Annotated in this window: 19 protein-coding genes and 1 riboswitch; of the genes, 9 read left to right on the forward strand and 10 right to left on the reverse strand. The window is 67.5% G+C overall.

Annotated features, from left to right (window positions below):
- The first annotated feature begins 119 nt into the window (after nucleotides 1–119).
- Nucleotides 120–1679: an amidophosphoribosyltransferase gene (gene purF / locus ABD231_RS18600; protein ID WP_344153064.1), complete on the forward strand. Its 1560-nt coding sequence runs from the start codon at nucleotides 120–122 to the stop codon at nucleotides 1677–1679.
- Between the two features lie 42 nt (nucleotides 1680–1721).
- Nucleotides 1722–2795 carry a phosphoribosylformylglycinamidine cyclo-ligase gene (purM, locus tag ABD231_RS18605; protein ID WP_344153067.1) on the forward strand — a complete coding sequence of 358 codons (1074 nt, stop codon included), beginning with the start codon at nucleotides 1722–1724 and terminating at the stop codon, nucleotides 2793–2795.
- 267 nt (nucleotides 2796–3062) lie between these two features.
- Here purM and ABD231_RS18610 read toward each other — a convergent pair whose 3' ends face one another.
- From ABD231_RS18610 to ABD231_RS18620, 3 genes are all read right to left on the reverse strand, one after another.
- Complete coding sequence (locus ABD231_RS18610) at nucleotides 3063–3251, reverse strand: DUF3073 domain-containing protein (protein WP_344153070.1); 189 nt, start codon at nucleotides 3249–3251, stop codon at nucleotides 3063–3065.
- 205 nt (nucleotides 3252–3456) lie between these two features.
- Complete coding sequence (locus tag ABD231_RS18615) at nucleotides 3457–4263, reverse strand: ABC transporter permease (RefSeq protein ID WP_344153073.1); 807 nt, start codon at nucleotides 4261–4263, stop codon at nucleotides 3457–3459.
- A gap of 34 nt (nucleotides 4264–4297) precedes the next feature.
- Nucleotides 4298–5182, reverse strand: a complete 885-nt coding sequence (locus ABD231_RS18620) for an ABC transporter ATP-binding protein (RefSeq protein ID WP_344153076.1) — start codon at nucleotides 5180–5182, stop codon at nucleotides 4298–4300.
- A 143-nt stretch (nucleotides 5183–5325) separates the two neighbouring features.
- Between ABD231_RS18620 and ABD231_RS18625 the strand changes: the two genes are divergently transcribed.
- On the forward strand, nucleotides 5326–6531 hold the full coding sequence (locus tag ABD231_RS18625) for a sensor histidine kinase (protein WP_344153079.1): 1206 nt from the start codon (nucleotides 5326–5328) through the stop codon (nucleotides 6529–6531).
- Nucleotides 6528–7187 (forward strand): response regulator, encoded by a 660-nt coding sequence (locus ABD231_RS18630; protein WP_344153082.1) that lies wholly within the window; start codon nucleotides 6528–6530, stop codon nucleotides 7185–7187. Before ABD231_RS18625 ends, ABD231_RS18630 begins: the two co-directional genes overlap by 4 nt.
- A gap of 118 nt (nucleotides 7188–7305) precedes the next feature.
- Here ABD231_RS18630 and ABD231_RS18635 read toward each other — a convergent pair whose 3' ends face one another.
- Both ABD231_RS18635 and ABD231_RS18640 read right to left on the reverse strand, forming a co-directional pair.
- Nucleotides 7306–8139 carry a C40 family peptidase gene (locus ABD231_RS18635; RefSeq protein ID WP_344153085.1) on the reverse strand — a complete coding sequence of 278 codons (834 nt, stop codon included), beginning with the start codon at nucleotides 8137–8139 and terminating at the stop codon, nucleotides 7306–7308.
- Nucleotides 8139–8308, reverse strand: a riboswitch (cyclic di-AMP (ydaO/yuaA leader). (Overlaps the previous gene by 1 nt.)
- A gap of 293 nt (nucleotides 8309–8601) precedes the next feature.
- Complete coding sequence (locus ABD231_RS18640; RefSeq protein WP_344153088.1) at nucleotides 8602–9564, reverse strand: pyridoxal-phosphate dependent enzyme; 963 nt, start codon at nucleotides 9562–9564, stop codon at nucleotides 8602–8604.
- 94 nt (nucleotides 9565–9658) lie between these two features.
- Between ABD231_RS18640 and ABD231_RS18645 the strand changes: the two genes are divergently transcribed.
- Nucleotides 9659–10021 (forward strand): YciI family protein, encoded by a 363-nt coding sequence (locus ABD231_RS18645; protein ID WP_344153090.1) that lies wholly within the window; start codon nucleotides 9659–9661, stop codon nucleotides 10019–10021.
- 57 nt (nucleotides 10022–10078) lie between these two features.
- On the opposite strand, the gene ABD231_RS18650 is transcribed toward ABD231_RS18645, so the two are convergent.
- The 3 genes from ABD231_RS18650 to ABD231_RS18660 are packed head-to-tail and all read right to left on the reverse strand — an operon-like array spanning nucleotide 10079 to nucleotide 11582.
- A complete protein-coding gene (locus ABD231_RS18650; protein ID WP_344153093.1) occupies nucleotides 10079–10264 on the reverse strand; it encodes a YegP family protein in 186 nt (61 codons plus the stop codon).
- A gap of 51 nt (nucleotides 10265–10315) precedes the next feature.
- Complete coding sequence (locus ABD231_RS18655) at nucleotides 10316–10909, reverse strand: GNAT family N-acetyltransferase (protein ID WP_344153096.1); 594 nt, start codon at nucleotides 10907–10909, stop codon at nucleotides 10316–10318.
- Between the two features lie 4 nt (nucleotides 10910–10913).
- Complete coding sequence (locus ABD231_RS18660; protein ID WP_344153099.1) at nucleotides 10914–11582, reverse strand: TetR/AcrR family transcriptional regulator; 669 nt, start codon at nucleotides 11580–11582, stop codon at nucleotides 10914–10916.
- Between the two features lie 83 nt (nucleotides 11583–11665).
- Between ABD231_RS18660 and ABD231_RS18665 the strand changes: the two genes are divergently transcribed.
- Nucleotides 11666–13090 carry an MFS transporter gene (locus ABD231_RS18665; RefSeq protein WP_344153103.1) on the forward strand — a complete coding sequence of 475 codons (1425 nt, stop codon included), beginning with the start codon at nucleotides 11666–11668 and terminating at the stop codon, nucleotides 13088–13090.
- Between the two features lie 61 nt (nucleotides 13091–13151).
- Nucleotides 13152–13787, forward strand: coding sequence for a tyrosine-protein phosphatase (locus ABD231_RS18670; protein WP_344153106.1), 636 nt, complete (start codon nucleotides 13152–13154; stop codon nucleotides 13785–13787).
- Here the strand turns inward: ABD231_RS18670 and ABD231_RS18675 are convergent.
- Nucleotides 13738–14208, reverse strand: coding sequence for an NUDIX hydrolase (locus ABD231_RS18675; protein WP_344153109.1), 471 nt, complete (start codon nucleotides 14206–14208; stop codon nucleotides 13738–13740). The genes ABD231_RS18670 and ABD231_RS18675 overlap by 50 nt on opposite strands.
- Nucleotides 14209–14474: 266 nt before the next feature.
- Nucleotides 14475–14765, reverse strand: coding sequence for a DUF6247 family protein (locus ABD231_RS18680; protein WP_344153112.1), 291 nt, complete (start codon nucleotides 14763–14765; stop codon nucleotides 14475–14477).
- Between the two features lie 70 nt (nucleotides 14766–14835).
- Between ABD231_RS18680 and ABD231_RS18685 the strand changes: the two genes are divergently transcribed.
- The gene (locus ABD231_RS18685; RefSeq protein ID WP_344153115.1) at nucleotides 14836–15327 is read left to right on the forward strand and encodes an HAD domain-containing protein; all 492 of its coding nucleotides are present in this window, start codon (nucleotides 14836–14838) and stop codon (nucleotides 15325–15327) included.
- A 22-nt stretch (nucleotides 15328–15349) separates the two neighbouring features.
- A complete protein-coding gene (locus tag ABD231_RS18690; RefSeq protein WP_344153118.1) occupies nucleotides 15350–15928 on the forward strand; it encodes a suppressor of fused domain protein in 579 nt (192 codons plus the stop codon).
- The last annotated feature ends 24 nt before the right edge of the window (nucleotides 15929–15952 follow it).

The raw sequence follows: 15952 nt of genomic DNA on the forward strand, positions 1-15952 counted from the left end.
AATCAGCCGGCCTCGGCCTGCTGGGGAATGCACTAGCTAACTGCAGGGTCGGCCCCGCCCGGTCGGCCCCTTCCAATCGCTCGTCCGGGAGACCGTCGTACGTCGCGTAGACTGCTGGTGTGGCTCGTGGCGATGGTCGGCTCACTCATGACCTTGACCCTCAGGACCTGGGACCGCAGGACGCTTGTGGCGTCTTCGGGGTTTGGGCGCCGGGGGAAGAGGTTGCCAAACTCACCTATTTCGGGCTCTACGCCTTGCAACACCGGGGGCAGGAGTCGGCGGGGATCGCGGTCAGTAACGGGAGTCAGATTCTCGTTTACAAGGACATGGGTCTCGTCAGCCAGGCGTTCGACGAGGCGACGCTCGCTTCTCTGCGCGGGCATATCGCGATCGGGCACTGCCGGTACTCCACCACTGGCTCCAGTGTGTGGGCGAATGCTCAGCCGACGTTCCGGTCCACGGCGACCGGGTCGATCGCGCTCGGGCACAACGGGAACCTGACGAACACCGGGGAGCTCGCCGCCAGCTTGAACGGCGGTGGTGATCTGGATCTCGGTCTGGATGCCGGCGTCGAGCACGCGAAGGCGAACGCGAAGCACTCCGCCTCTTCGGACACCGACATCCTGACGTCGATGCTGGCCGGGTACCCGGATCTCACCATCGAGCAGGCGGCCGCGAAGGTGCTGCCGAAGGTGAAGGGGGCTTTCAGCCTCATCTTCATGGACGAGAACACTCTGTACGCCGCTCGCGACCCGCAGGGCATCCGCCCGCTCGTGCTGGGGCGTTTGGAGCGCGGTTGGGTGATCGCGAGTGAGACTGCGGCGCTCGACATCGTCGGGGCGAGTTTCATCCGTGAGGTCGAGCCGGGTGAGATGGTCGCGGTCGACGCGGACGGTCTCCGCTCGCAGCGGTTCGCCGAGGCGGACCCGAAGGGCTGTTTGTTCGAGTTCGTGTACCTCGCCCGCCCGGACACCCAGATCTCCGGTCAGCGGATCCACTCGACCCGCGTCGAGATCGGTCGTCGCCTGGCCCGGGAGCACCCGGCCGATGCCGACTTGGTCATTGCGACGCCGGAGTCCGGCGTACCGGGTGCGATCGGGTACGCCGAAGAGTCCGGCATCCCGTACGGATCCGGCCTGGTGAAGAACGCGTACGTCGGCCGCACGTTCATTCAGCCGAGTCAGACGATCCGGCAGCTCGGGATCCGACTGAAGCTGAATCCGTTGCGTGAGGTGATCGAGGGCAAGCGCCTGGTGGTCGTCGACGACACGATCGTCCGCGGTAACACTCAGCGGGCCGTGATCCGGATGCTGCGCGAGGCCGGGGCGAAGGAGATCCACGTTCGGATCACCGCCCCGCCGGTGAAGTGGCCGTGTTTCTACGGGATCGACTTCGCCAGCCGCGCGGAGCTGATCGCGAACGGGCTGAACACCGAGGAGATCTGCCGCTCGCTCGGCGCCGACTCGCTCGGGTACATCGACCTGGACACGCTGGTCGAGGCGACGAATCAGCCGAAGGACTCGCTGTGCCGCGCCTGTTTCGACGGTGTGTACCCGGTTGCCCTGCCGGATCCGGAGTACCTGGGCAAGCATCTGCTCGAGGTCCCGGTCACCGATGCGGACGGCCTGGCCGCCGTCGTCGGTGGTGGCGGCGCAGCCGACGCCCTGAGTCGTCCGTAACAGCGCGTCGGCACGGATCGACGTCGTACCGAGGAGAAGAACGTGAGCGAAGGCGCGAGCTACGCCGCCGCCGGAGTCGACATCGAGGCCGGTGACCGGGCTGTCGAGCTGATGAAGGAATGGGTCTCGAAGGCGACCCGTCCCGAGGTCGTCGGCGGTCTCGGCGGGTTCGCCGGTCTGTTCGACGCGAGCGCGCTGACGGCGTACCGGCGGCCGCTGCTGGCGACCTCGACGGACGGGATCGGGACCAAGGTCCAGATCGCGCAGCGGATGGACAAGCACGACACGATCGGGTTCGACCTGGTCGGGATGGTCGTCGACGACCTGGTCGTCTGCGGCGCCGAGCCGCTGTTCATGACCGACTACATCTGCACCGGCAAGGTGGTCCCGGAGACGATTGCGCAGATCGTGAAGGGCATCGCCGAAGCCTGTGTCGAGGCCGGTACGGCGCTCGTCGGCGGCGAGACCGCGGAGCACCCGGGCCTGCTCGAGCCGGACGAGTACGACGTCGCCGGCGCCTCGACCGGCGTTGTCGAGGCAGACGAGCTGCTCGGTGCGGAGCGGGTGCGCGCCGGGGATGTGGTCGTCGCGATGGCTTCCTCGGGTCTGCACTCGAACGGATACTCCCTGGTTCGGCACGTGTTCTTCGACCGGGCCAAGTGGACGCTCGACCGGGAGGTTCCGGAGCTCGGGACCACGCTCGGTGAGACGCTGCTGACGCCGACCCGGGTCTATGCCAAGCACTGCCTGGAGCTGATCCGCGCGCTCAACACCGCCGACGCGCGACCGCTGCACGCGATGTCGCACATCACCGGCGGTGGTTTCGCGGCGAACCTGGCCCGCGTAATCCCGTCGGAGCTTTCGGTCCGGATCGACCGGTCGACCTGGTCGCCGGCCCCGATCTTCGGTCTGGTCGGCGAGCTCGGTGCGGTCGAGCTGCTGGAGCTCGAGAAGACGCTGAACATGGGTGCGGGCATGGTCGCCGTACTGGATCAGTCGGCGGCCGATGCGGCGATCGCCGAGCTGGCGGCACGGGACATCCCGGCCTGGGTCTGCGGCGAGGTCCTCGCCGCACCCGGTGGCACGGTCACCCTCGAAGGCGACTACGCCAAGTAGGCACCCCGAAAACCGCGCTCGGACTAGCCGAGCGCGGTCAGAGGTAGACGCACAAGAACCGCGGCCGGCCTGAGCCGGGCGCGGTGAGTGCTTGCGCGCACACGTCCACCGAGCGGTCGCCCCAGGTGGTGCGGTGTGCTGCCTCGGCCCGCCGGCTTGAGCAGCACAACATCACCGCGTGGTGCTGGTGTGGTGGAACTACGTCGGACACACGGAGAACTACTCAGGCACCCGTGGGGGCGCTGAGCAGCTCAGCCGGGCTGATGTTTACCGACGGGGATGGTAGTCGTCGGCGTCGCTGTCGTCGCCGTCGTTGTCACCGTTCGCAGAAGCGGTGCCGCTCTGGTCTCCGCCGGCCAGCTCTCGTTTGAGCTGGTCCAGGTCGGTGTCCCAGGTGCGGTACTTCAGGTCGCGTGCGACCTTCGTCTGCTTGGCCTTTGCACGGCCGCGCCCCATAGCGTCGACCCCCTCGCACAAGTCAACCGGGTACGCTGCGTGGCGCCCACGGATCAGTCGTCAGTAATCGTGGTTCAAGGATACCCGGAGCTGGGGATCGACACACGCACCGGCCCCCTGGGCGGACGCCGAAGAGGTCCGATCACCGTGCCGGCGGGGTGGCCCGGACCCCTCAGACCGGTCCACCCCGCCGCGTTCTTCGGTGTTATTTGACCTCGCGGCGTGAGCTAAGCCACAGTCCGACGATGGTCGGCAGGACCACCCAGACGCCGATCGCGGTCAGGGTTTCCGGCAGCATTCCGTGCAGATCACGCTCGGCGATCCGGCCGAAGGCGGAGAAGACGTCCAGCCAGTTGGCGTTGTCCTTGAACAGTGCCGGCCCGGCCAGCGCCCAGGCGGTCGGGGCGATGAAGAAGACCAGGATCGCGACCGCGGTCTGGGCGATCACCGCACCGAAGGCGGCGCCCATCACCACGTTCAGCGCCATCGTCAGGTAGGAACCGGCGAGCTGCCCACCCACTCCGGCGTACGACGTGCTGTGGTCGGTGACTGCGCCTGCCAGCGCGGTGGCGCCGAAGGCGAGGATCACGACCGCGGTCATCACGACCGCGCTCAGGACGATCGCGGAGGCGAATTTCGCCAGCTGGACCCGGACCCGGCGCGGCGACAGCGTGAACGTGGTCAGCGCGGTCCGCTGCGTCCACTCCGAGGTCATCGCCATCACGCCGATGACCGGCAGGATCAGCATCGCGCCGGTCGATCCGGCGCCCAGGAACCCGTCGAATCCGGCGGCCCCCTCGGGCAGGTGGGTGATCTGCCAGGTCATCGCGGCCAGCGCGATCAGCAGGATGCCGGCGATCAGGAACCGGCCGCTGCGGGTGTTCACGGACTTGCGGAGCTCGATCGTGACGAGCTTCAGGAAGGACTGGCCGCGCGCGGGCGGCAGCGCCGTACCGGCTGCGGCCTTGTGCTTGGCCGGGGCGGCCGGCGCGGCTTCGGTCAGAGTGGTCATGGTGATGTGCTCCAGGAGTCTTAGGAGAAGGTGATCAGGCGGCCGCGGGGGTGGCGGTCAGCTGGAAGAACAGGTCCTCCAGGCCGGCGCCGTCGCTCTGGCGGAGTTCGAGCAGGATCTGTCCGGCGGAAGCGGCGGCGCGTCCGACCTGCTCGGCGGTGGCGTCGACCCGCAGCGAGCCGTCGTGCAGCGGCTCGACGGTCAGGCCGGCTGCGGTCAGCGCCTGGTTCAGGCCGATCGGGTCGAGGCCGCGGACCAGCGTGCCGGTCCCGGCGAGCAGTTCGTCGAGCGAACCGTTGGCGACGATCCGGCCGCCGCCGATGACGACCAGCCGGTCGACGGTCGCCTGGACCTCACCGAGCAGGTGGCTGGACAGGATCACGGTGCCGCCGCGGGAGGCGAAGTCCTGGAGCAGCCCGCGCATCCAGCGGATGCCCTCGGGGTCCATGCCGTTCGCCGGCTCGTCGAGGATCAGTACGGCGGGGTCGCCGAGCAGCGCGTTCGCGATCCCGAGCCGCTGCCGCATGCCGAGTGAGTACTGCCCGACCCGGCGCTTCGCGGCGTGGGCGAGGCCGACCGCCTCGAGCATCTCGTCCGCGCGGTTCTTCGGGACACCGAGCAGGCTCGCGTTCAGGGCCAGCGTCTCGCGGCCGGTGCGGCCGGCGTGCTGTGCGGCGGCGTCCAGCATGACTCCGACAACCCGACCAGGGTTCGGCAGCTCGGCGTACCGCTTGCCGGTGATGGTCGCGGTACCGGACGACGGCGGGGTGAGCCCGGTCAGCATCCGCAGCGTGGTGGACTTGCCGGCGCCGTTCGGGCCGAGGAAGCCGGTGATGCTCCCGGGCTGGACGGTGAAGGACACATCCTGGACAGCCGTGGTGCTGCCGTAGCGCTTGGTCAGGTTCTCGACGGTGATCATGACAACGAGTCAACCGTCCGGACCCCCTTCGCCACATCGGACGTCCGGCTGCAAACACCCCCTACCAAAGTCTGGGCTCCGGGGTCAGGAACCTAACCACATGGGGGAGGGCTTCCCTGAGGCCTCCCCACTACGCTGGGTGAATGCGACGTCTGCGCCGGTGGTACGCCTGGTGGCGCACGCATGCCCCGCGCATCCGCGACTTCCTCTACTTGTTCTTCGGTCTGTTGACCGTCGTTCTGCAGGCGAGTGCCGGCGACGAAGGCGCAGAGATCAACGACTGGCTCGTCCTCGGCGCGGGCGTCGTCGCGTCGGTGGCGCTGCTCTGGCGCCGCCGATTCACGGTCACGGTCACGCTGATCGGCATTGCCGCGATGGCCGTCGGCGGCATCTTCGTGCCGCTCGGTCTGGCCTTGCTGACACTGGCGATCCGTCGCCGCGACCTGGTCCTCGCCATCCTGACTTTCCTCGGGTACGTCGCTCTGGTGCTCAACAGTGGTGTGTCCGGCGAAGCGTTCTGGGTCTCGGTGTTCACCGGCCCGTTCATGATCGGGACCTGGGTCGCCATCGGAGCGTTTGTCGGGGCTCGTCGGGATCTCGTCGCCTCGTGGCAGGACCGGGCCGAGCGGGCCGAGGCCGAGCGCGAGTTGCGCGCGGAGCAGGCCCGGCTGGGTGAGCGGGCTCGCATCGCGCAGGAGATGCACGACGTACTGGCTCACAAGGTTTCGCTGATCGCGTTGCACGCCGGTGGGCTGGAGGTGAACCCGGCGGTTGGTCCGGAGAAGATCGAGGGTTCGGCCCGGCTGATTCGGGAGACGGCCCGGCAGGCGATGGAGGATCTGCGCGAGGTACTCGGCGTACTGCGGTCTGACACCAGCGTGGCCGGGGCCGACCTGGCGCCGGTACCTCAGGCTGCCGATCTCGAGCGGCTCGTGGCCGACTCGCGCGCGGCCGGGGTGACGGTGACCAGCGAGATCACGCTGGCGGCCGACGTACCGCTGTCGATCGGGCGAACCATCTACCGGATCGTCCAGGAGTCGTTGACGAATGTGCACAAGCACGCCCGCGGGGCCTCGACCGAAGTACTGGTGTCCGGCGGGCGGGGCGAAGGCGTGACGGTGAGGGTGACGAACATTCGGCCCGTCGCGGCTGATTCACTGCTCCCAGGTGCCGGGGCCGGGTTGGTCGGTCTGCGCGAGCGCGTCGTACTGGTTGGAGGCCGGCTGGCGACCGGTCCGACAGCGGACGGCGGCTGGCGGGTCGAAGGCTGGTTGCCGTGGCCGAGCGGCCAGACTGTCTCACCGGTTGAGGTGGACAAGGTCTCACCACTGGGTGAAGGGGAGCGATGACACGGCTGCTGATCGTGGACGACGAGGCGCTGGTTCGGGCCGGGTTGAAGATGATCCTCGAGTCCGACGGTGAGCTCGAGGTGGTGGCCGAGGCCGACGACGGCGCCGACGCCGCCGCGATGGTGACCAAGCACCGGCCGGACGTCGTCCTGATGGACATCCGGATGCCGCGGCTCGACGGGTTGGCCGCGACTCGGGCGGTTCAGGCGCTGCCGGATCCGCCGAAGGTCGTCGTACTGACGACGTTCGATCTGGATGACTATGTTTTCCGGGCGCTGCAGGCGGGGGCGAGCGGGTTCCTGCTGAAGGACACGCCGCCGCGCGAGCTGGTGCAGGCGATCAAGGTGGTCGCGGCCGGGGACGCGATGCTGTCGCCGGCGGTGACCCGGCGGCTGATCGGCCACTACGCCAAGGACTCCCGCGCCGATCGGCGCCGGGTCGGGCAGGAGCGGGTCAGCAAGCTCACCGAGCGAGAGCGCGAGGTGCTGGTCGAGGTCGGCAGCGGGCTGCCGAACGCCGATATCGGCAAGAAGCTGTTCATGAGCGAGGCCACGGTGAAGGCGCACGTCTCCCGGCTGCTGGTGAAGCTGGCCGCGACCAACCGGGTCCAGGCCGCGATCATCGCCTACGAGGCCGGTCTGCTCACCGACGACTGAGAAAGAGAAACCGGCCGGGGGATCGTCGGAGGGGTGGGGGTCGACGATCCCGCGGCCGGTCTCGGGTCAGAGTGCCCGGGGGGAGGGCACGCTGACGGGGGAGGACCTGACAGTCAGGTCAGACGCGGCCGAAGGCCACGCTCTTGGTCCAGATCTTGCCCTTGCCGATCCGGGTCCCCGGCTTCGACGCGTGCCAGAGCAGGTTGCCACCGGCGTAGACGCCGACGTGGTAGACGCTGCCGCCACCGTTCTTGAAGAAGACCAGGTCACCCGGCTTGGCGGCCGCGCGGCTGATGTGCTTCGTCGCGGCGTACTGCTGACGCGAGGTACGCGGCATCTTCTTGCCGGCCGCGCGGTACACGAAGCCGGTGTAGCCGGAGCAGTCGAAGCCGCGCTTCGACGTGCCGCCGTAGCGGTACGGCGTGCCCTTGAGCTTCGCGGCCTCGCGGAGCACCTTGGCCCGGAACATGTCGGCCTTGACGCCACCCTTGTTGCCGTAGAGCACCTTGTGCTTCGCGGCCCAGGTGAGGCGACCCCAGGTCGCGTGGTCGGTGGTGCCGCTGACCTTGATACCCCAGGACAGCTGGAACTTCTTCAGGGCCACCACGGTGCTGTTGCCGAAGTAGCCGTCCGGACCCAGCCGCAGGGCGCGCTGGACGAACTTCACGGTCGGGCCGGAGTCACCCTTGCGGAGCAGCGGGCGGCTCTTGATCGTCGCGTGACCGCGGACCTGGGCCGGGCTCAGGGCCTTGGCCGAGGCGGTGGTCGGAGCGGCGGCGATGCTGACCAGGGCGCCGCCGCTGACGGCGAGACCCACGGACAGTACGGCGGCCGCGGCCCGCGGAGCTGCGGACCGGGAAGGCTTGCGGTGCTTCGGGAGAGTCCGAATGGCGGCGGACTCGGTATGGCTGACGGCGCGCGAAAGCGACGTCCGTCGGGCAGTGACGGGCATGGTTGTCTCCCGACGCCTACGGAGTTAGCTGTCGGGTTCGGGCTGGGAAATCTTGCCCGGTCCACTCCCGTGGACTTCACCCCAGGGATCCGACCACTCACGGTCGGGCCCCAACCTCCTGGGTCCCCCACCTCTGCCATTGGTTGTTCGAGGGGAGCGCAGGTGCCTGGCAGAGCTCGGCGTGACACCTGTGCAGTTCGTGTTGTTTACCGAACCGCCGACGACTGTATAACAGAACGATCACGACGCAAACCCTCAGATCGACAGAGACCCTCTCAAAAGGCCCTCAGAGCCTCTCTGACGGATCAATGAGTCTTGGTGAACATCTGGTGTCCTGAGCGCGTCTGAGCGTGCCGGAGGCGCCAAATGAGGGCTTCGATGTGAGCTGGGTCACACTTTGCGGTCGCTGTCTGTGACAACGAGCACAGTGCGTACTCAGGTCCGGCTGAGTTCCTTGCGAATTCAGCCTTGTGCGAGCAGTGCCTGGAGGCGATCGAGGCCGACGTTCCCGCCGCTCAGCACCACTCCGACGCGCTCGGGCAGCCCCTGGATCCGCCCGGCCAGTAAGGCCGCCAGCGCGCTCGCCCCACTCGGATCGAGGACGATCTTCAGCCGTTCGAACGCGAACGTCATCGCGGCCAGGATCTCCTCGTCGGTGACGAGAGCGAAGGCCTCCACCAACCGCCGGTTGATCGCGAACGTCAGCTCGCCCGGCGTCGCGATCGCCTGACCGTCGGCAATCGTCCGCGGTACGTCGATCGTCACCCGCTCGCCGGCCGCCAGGGATCGGGCGTGGTCGTCGCCGGCGGCCGGCTCGACGCCGATCATCCGGATCCCCGGTGACAGTGCCGTGGCCGCGGTCGCGCAGCCGGCCATCAGCCCGCCACCGCCGACCGGAACCAGCAGCGCGCCGAGCTGGCCGACTTCCTCGATCAGCTCGAGCGCAACCGTCCCCTGCCCGGCCATCACGTCGTAGTGGTCGTACGGCGGGATCAGCGTCATCCCGCGGTCCTTGGCCAGTTCCGTGGCCAAGGCGGCCCGGTCTTGCGTATAGCGGTCATAGCTGACGACCTCCGCGCCGTACCCCTTGGCGGCTGCGACCTTCGTCGGCGGCGCGTCAGCCGGCATCAGGATCGCCGCCCTGCTGCCCACGAGTTGAGCCGCCAGAGCCACCGCCTGGGCGTGGTTCCCCGATGAGTAGGCGGTGACGCCTCTTGCCAGCTCTTCTGGCGAGAGTCGGCTGATGGCGTTGAAAGCGCCGCGGAACTTGAAGGCCCCGATCCGCTGGAAGTTCTCCGCCTTCAGGAACACCTGCGCCCCGGCCCGCTCATCCAGGGTCCGGGACGTGAGCACCGGCGTACGGTGTGCGACGCCTGCGATCCGGCCCGCGGCGGCCTGGACATCTGTGAGACTCAGCTCAGCCATGGGGTGACGCTATCGCGATGTCAAAGTGGTGCGGTCGGCTCCGTACTCATCACCGAGAGGGCCCGGGCCGGGTCCGTAGCTGAAGGAGACACCCGTGAAGTACCTAGTGGTCCTGAACATCAATCCGGACGTGCTGTCCGCGCTGAGCGAGTCCGAGCAGCAGGCGATCTTCTCCGGGCACGAGAAGTTCATGGCGACGATCCAGGAGTCCGGCGAGTTCCACAGCACGGTCGCCCTGGCCGAGCCGGCCAAGAGCTCGGTTGTGAAGGTCCGCGACGGCGTGCCGGCCGTGACCGACGGACCGTTCCTGGAGGCCAAGGAATTCCTGGCCGGCTACTACCTGATCGACGTCGCCAGTCTGGAGCGCGCGCAGGAGCTGGCCGCGATGATTCCGGACGCCGGGATCGAGGGCCTCGGTGTCGAGGTCCGGCCGGTCATCCACGAGGTCGGCCTGTAGAACAAGCAGGGGGTTTCTCCACAGCCTGTGGAGAAACCCCCTTGTTTTCTTGACGTTTCAGTCGGTCTGGTCGTCGAGGTTCGCGTCGGCCGCGTTCTTCTTGATCGACTCGATGCCGTTCAGTGCGCCGGCCTTGGTCTCGTAGCTTTCGCTGCTGGTCGCGATGACCTCGCCGTTGCCGGCCTTCAGCCGGAACCGGAACTCGCCGGACTTGTCCTTGTAGAGCTCGAACTTCGCCGCCATCGGTATACCTCCACCTGGATTGGTATCACTCCGTTGGCGAGCGTAGCGCCGTCAGCCCGCCGGTACCTCCCGCACCACGCCGGGCGGTCCGTCCCAGCCGGGCCACGGTCCAGCGGCCGCACCGTCAGCGTCCGGCCGCTCCTCCTCCACTGTCTGGTACGGCGACAGTCCGCGCGCCTGGTAGTTCGCCAGCGCGGCCGGTCCGTCCAGGGTGTTCGTGTTCACCCAGACGCGCGTGATCGGGGCGACGTCCTCGTGCCGCTCGTCCAGCGTCCACGCCTGTCGGATGCCGACTGTGAGCAGGTGACCGCCGAGTCCGCGGCCGATGAAGCCCTGCAGCAGGCCGAAGTTCTCGATCTCGACTTCACTGCCCACTCCGCGCAGGGCGACGTACCCGGCCGGTACTCCGCCGACCCAGGGCACGTAGGTCTCGAAACCGGGCCTGCTCAGCCACTCCACCCACTGGTCCCAGTTCCAGCCGAGTTTGCCGATCCAGTGCCAGTGGCCGCCCACTGCGGTGTAGAGGTAGCGAGCGAACTCCGGTGAGACCTCCTCGACCGCTCTGACCTCTACTGGCTGTTCTTTCGCCGGCTGGAGCTCAGCCGGGCTGTGCATCTCCAGATAGGTCAGGACGCTGAGGGCCAAAGCGCTACTCCTTGTTCTGTACGCCGCAGATGCCGGCAACAACCAGGTCGATCCCGAGACCGTAGTACCGGTCGTTTGAGCTCGAGCAGACCAGGGTGTCGGCCGAGGCGGTCACCAGCGGGTATTTGCGGGGCGGCAACGCGGAGAGCGCTGCCCGCTTCATCCGCAAGGAATCCTCGCGCTCGACCGGGTCAGTCGCCTCCCGGGTCATTGGATCGGTGGACACCAGTGCGATCAGTGTGCAGATCGACTGGCGGCCGATCTCGGCGGCATCGTCGGTGGAGAACCCGCCCTCGGTGAGCAGCTCCAGCGCCCGCTCCGCGAAGTTCAGCCCGGGCTCGATGCGCAGTATCCGGGGGAGCGTCAGGTCAGCCAGTCGCGGATGGGTGCGCAGTGCGGTCACGAAGGCCGTCAGCAGTTTGTGCAGCTGCTGGTCCCAAGGCTCATCGGTCGGCTCGGGCAGCACGACGCTGGCGAGCAGGCGGTCACCCAGGGCGGCCAGCAGGTCGTCCTTGTCCTTGAAGTGCCGGTACAGCGCCATCGGCGTCACACCGTGCAGCTGAGCCAGCCGTCGCAGCGTGACGGCCGCCGGACCCTCGTCGTCGGCGATGGCCAGGGCGCTGTCGACAACCTTCTGCGGATCCAGGCGGCGGGGCGTCTCCTTGGTGATCACGTTGACAAGTTTACACCGTAGACCTAACGTCTACTGCGTACGCATACAGCGTATACATACGGCGTAGACTTAGTGAGGTCGGAATGCGACGCAGTCCCTGGGCCACCCTGGCGGTGCTGGCTCTCGCCCAATTCATCGTGGTGCTCGACGTGACGATCGTGAACGTCGCGCTGCCCGACATCCAGGCGGACCTGAACTTCTCCGCCGACTCCCTGCAGTGGGTGATCAACGCCTACACCCTGCTCTTCGGCGGCTTCCTGCTCCTCGGTGGCCGAATGGCCGACCTCCTCGGCGCCCGCCGGGTGTTCGTCGGCGGTCTGGTGCTGTTCGGCATCACCTCGCTGGTGGCCGGCCTCGCCAACTCACCCGAGTTCCTGATCGGAGCCCGCGCCGTACAGGGTCTTGGCGGCGCACTGCTGTCACCCGCGGCGCTGGCGATCCTCACCATGACCTTCGCGCACGGCCGCGAGCGCAACATCGCCATGGGCGTCTGGGGCGGCCTGGCCGGTCTCGGTGGCACGCTCGGCGTGGTCGCGGGCGGCGTACTGGTCGATGCACTCAGCTGGCAGTGGGTCTTCTTCGTCAACGTGCCTATCGTGATCGCACTGGTCGCGCTGATCCCAGTGTTCGTGCCGGACGTTCGTCACCACGTCGGTGCGCGCACCTTTGACACCCTGGGCGCCGTCCTCGGTACGTCGGGACTCATGGCGATCGTGTACGGCGTTGTGCGGTCGGAACCGCAGGGTTGGGGCTCTGCCGAGGTCATCGGCGTACTGACTGCCGGAGTGATCCTGATGGTCGCCTTCGTCATCGTCGAACGGCGCTCCGCAGCACCGCTCGTCCCGATGCGGCTCTTCCGGTCGCGGGCATTGAGTGTGTCCGGTGCATCGCTGTCGCTCAACGGCGCTGCATTTCTCTCCATGTTCTTCCTGACTGCCATCTACCTGCAGCAGGTCCGAGGCGACAGCGCACTCGAAGCAGGCGTGCATTTCCTGCCCATGGGCGGCGCCGCGATCGTCGGCGCCGTACTGGCCTCCCAGTTGGTGCAGCGAATCGGCACCCGGACCGTCCAACTCGCAGGAGCCGTCCTCAGCGTCGGTGCGCTGCTCTGGCTCTCCCAAGCCGACGCAACCGGCAGCTACACCACCCAGCTCCTACCCGGCCTCATCCTCTTCGGCTTCGGCATCATCGGCGTCGGAGTCCCCGGCCAAATCACCGCAGTCTCCGAAGTACAACACGCCGAAGCCGGCGCAGCCTCCGGCGTAGTCAACGCCATGTACCAAGTAGGCGGCGCACTAGGCCTAGCCATAGTCACCACCCTCTCCATCAGCCACACCACCGCCGAACTAACCCACGGCGCCACCCAACAACACGCCCTGGAAGCAGGCTTCGAACGCGGCCTCCTAGTAGCCGCCCTCTTCTCAGTAGCCAACGTCTTCCTCACCCTGGCCAGCCCCCAACTCCAACCCACCGCCGACCAACTAACCGAAGCCACAGCCGCCGCCTGACTCTCTCCCGAACCCCTCGGTGCCTCGTGCGCCGAGGGGTTCGTCGTCGATGATCGTCCCCATGCCGACGCCCCTCACCTGGCCCAACTGCCACAACACCCGCGACCTCGGCGGCCTCATCCGCAGCGACAACCTCGACCAACTAACCCCCAAAGGCCACGCCGCCTTAGCCGCCGCCGACATCAGCCGCATCATCGACCTCCGCGACGTCTGGGAGACCGAAGCTTTCCCCTCCCCCTACCGAGCCGACCCCCGCTGGCTCAATATCCCCCTGAACGACCCAGCCGACCCCGCCATCGACTCAGACGACCTCCTAGTCCAGTACCGCGCCCTCATCGACAACTACCCCCACCGCTTCGCCACCGCCCTCACCGCAATAGCCGAAGCCCCACCAGGCCCAGTCCTAGTCGCCTGCCACGCCGGCCGCGATCGCACCGGCCTGGTAACCGCCCTCACCCTCGCAGCAATCGACGTACCGGCCGAAGCCATAGCCGCCGACTACGCCACGGCGCCACCACAATTCCCAGCCGAGGCCGCCACCATGCGCGCCCTCCTGACCCACGTGGACCTCAACCACGGCGGAGTCGTTGCCTACCTCCTGGCAGCCGGCCTAACCCGTAATCACCTTGCTGCCTTGAAGAATCGCCTCAGTGCCGTACCAACCCACCAACCACCACCGGCGGCAGATGCCCACTAGCCGGCCGCTGTGTCGCCAACCCCACCCCCACATCCACCACAGCTGACCGGTCCAACCCCGAGACCTCCTGCACCGGAGTCCACACCGCCTCCGCCGTCTCCCCGTTGGCCTCCGGTCGCATCACGCCACCAACAACCCGCACTCCGTAAAACACCCCCACGTTCTGATGCGGCACCCCGCGCTTCGCCTCGTGCGCCGGAATCACCCGCGAATCCACCCCCAGCAACTCCTCCACCACCCCCACTAACCCGGTCTCCTCCTCCAGCTCCCGCACGACCGCATCCACCGGGTCCTCCCCGAACTCCACCTGCCCGCCCGGCAAAGTCCACCAACTCCCATCACCCACCGGCGACACATACCGAGCCAGCAAAACCCGCCCGCCATCGAGACAAACGCCGTACGCCGCCAACCGAAAACTCATCCCAGCAAGCTACCGCCGGAGATGCTCAACCTGCCCAGGTGACGTCGAAGATGCTGATCAGCTCGCGGCTGTCATTGACATAAAAGGACAAGAGGCCGACTTCGCCGAAGACGCAGTGGCGGAAGGCGGGTCGTCCTGATCCGGAATCTGTGCTTCCCACGGTGCACGAACCAACTCGGTGACGCGTTCGACCATGGCGTCGAAGGCCGATGGTGGAAGCCCTTGGAGCTGGGCCAGGGCAGCCGCGTGGAACTCCACGCGATAGGTCACTGTCTGTCGGACCAACCAGGTATCACTTGCTCGGCCGGCACGAACTCCTCGGACCGGCCTTCGCGAGCAGCCTCCCGAGCTCGCTCATACTCCGGGTTGGCATACGCGACCGCCCGCAACCGCCAAAGGTGCAGCACATCCCGCAACTGCTGAAACCGCCAAACCTCGTGTGCAGCATCGAGCGCTCCGTGATACTCCGCCAGGAACTGCTCATGCCACTCCGCAGGCAGCACCCGGAGAATCTCCGAAGGATCCTCGGGTCCTGCGCTCAGCGGCTCCGCGGTCATGTGGCTAGGTTACCCCGGACACCGCAGACGGGCTCAAGTTATCCACAGCCGAGCCCGCTATCGTGCCGGGGTGTCGCTCCCGCTGCTCTTCCTCGATGTCGACGGTCCGCTCATCCCCTTCGGGGCCACGCAGCCGTACCCGGCCTACCCGCCGTACGACGACATGAACCCGCTCCTCGACCGCGTCAACCCAGCACACGGCCCCCGCTTGGCCGGCCTCGGCTGTGAACTCGTCTGGGCGACCACCTGGATGGACGACGCAAACGACTGCGTCTCGCCAAGACTCGGCCTAGCGGACCTCCCAGTTGTCACCTGGCCCCGCTCAACCGGAGACGAGCCCGTCGGCCTGCACTGGAAGACCCCCACTCTCGTCCGCCAAGCCGCCGCCCGCCCCTTCATCTGGCTGGACGACGAAATCACCAACATCGACCGCGACTGGGTCCACGCCAACCACCCGGAACCCGTACTCCTCCACAAAGTCGATCCAACCCGCGGCCTCACCGACGAAGACTTCGCCATCCTGCAGCAATGGCTGGCCGCACATGAATCCCCTTGTAAATAAGGCGGTGCACTAGACTCCGGGGATGGCTGACTTTCCGCCGTGCGACGATGTTTGTGGCGCGCTCGAGGAGCATGTACGGCGGTTCTTCGGTGGGCAGGAGTTGGAGGCGTTCACGTGGAGCGCCGGGCCGATTCTCGGTCAGAATCCGCATTTCCGGGTTCTCCGGGTGCCGCCGAAAGAGCGTGGTGGGTTGTGGACCTACCTGTCGATCGGTGGTTGGGCTGCGACTGAGGATGCGGACCGCGGCCTGGAGTTCGTCCTCTGCACCGAAGCTGAAGACCCACGTGCAGTCGAGCTGCTCGCCGCGACCACCTACTACCACCAGGGCGGCAAACTCGGCCTCGGCCACACCGTGCCAATCGGCGAACCGTGGTTGACCGGATCGGCCTGTGACCACCTCCTGATCTGCCTGCCGTATCCGTTCGGCCCCGACCTACAGACCTGCCACGTGGGCGACCGGCATGTCGACTTCCTCTGGCTGCTTCCAATCACCGAGGCAGAACGTGCATTCAAGGTCGCGTCCGGTCTGGAAGCACTGGAGTCACGCTTCGACCAGGTGGGCTTGCGCTACTGGCAGGTGGACCGCCCTTCCGCGATCTGACGGCGTGGACCCGGCGCGGAGGAG

It is taken from the genome of Kribbella yunnanensis, from assembly GCF_039529655.1.
GTDB classification, from domain to species: Bacteria; Actinomycetota; Actinomycetes; order Propionibacteriales; family Kribbellaceae; genus Kribbella; species Kribbella yunnanensis.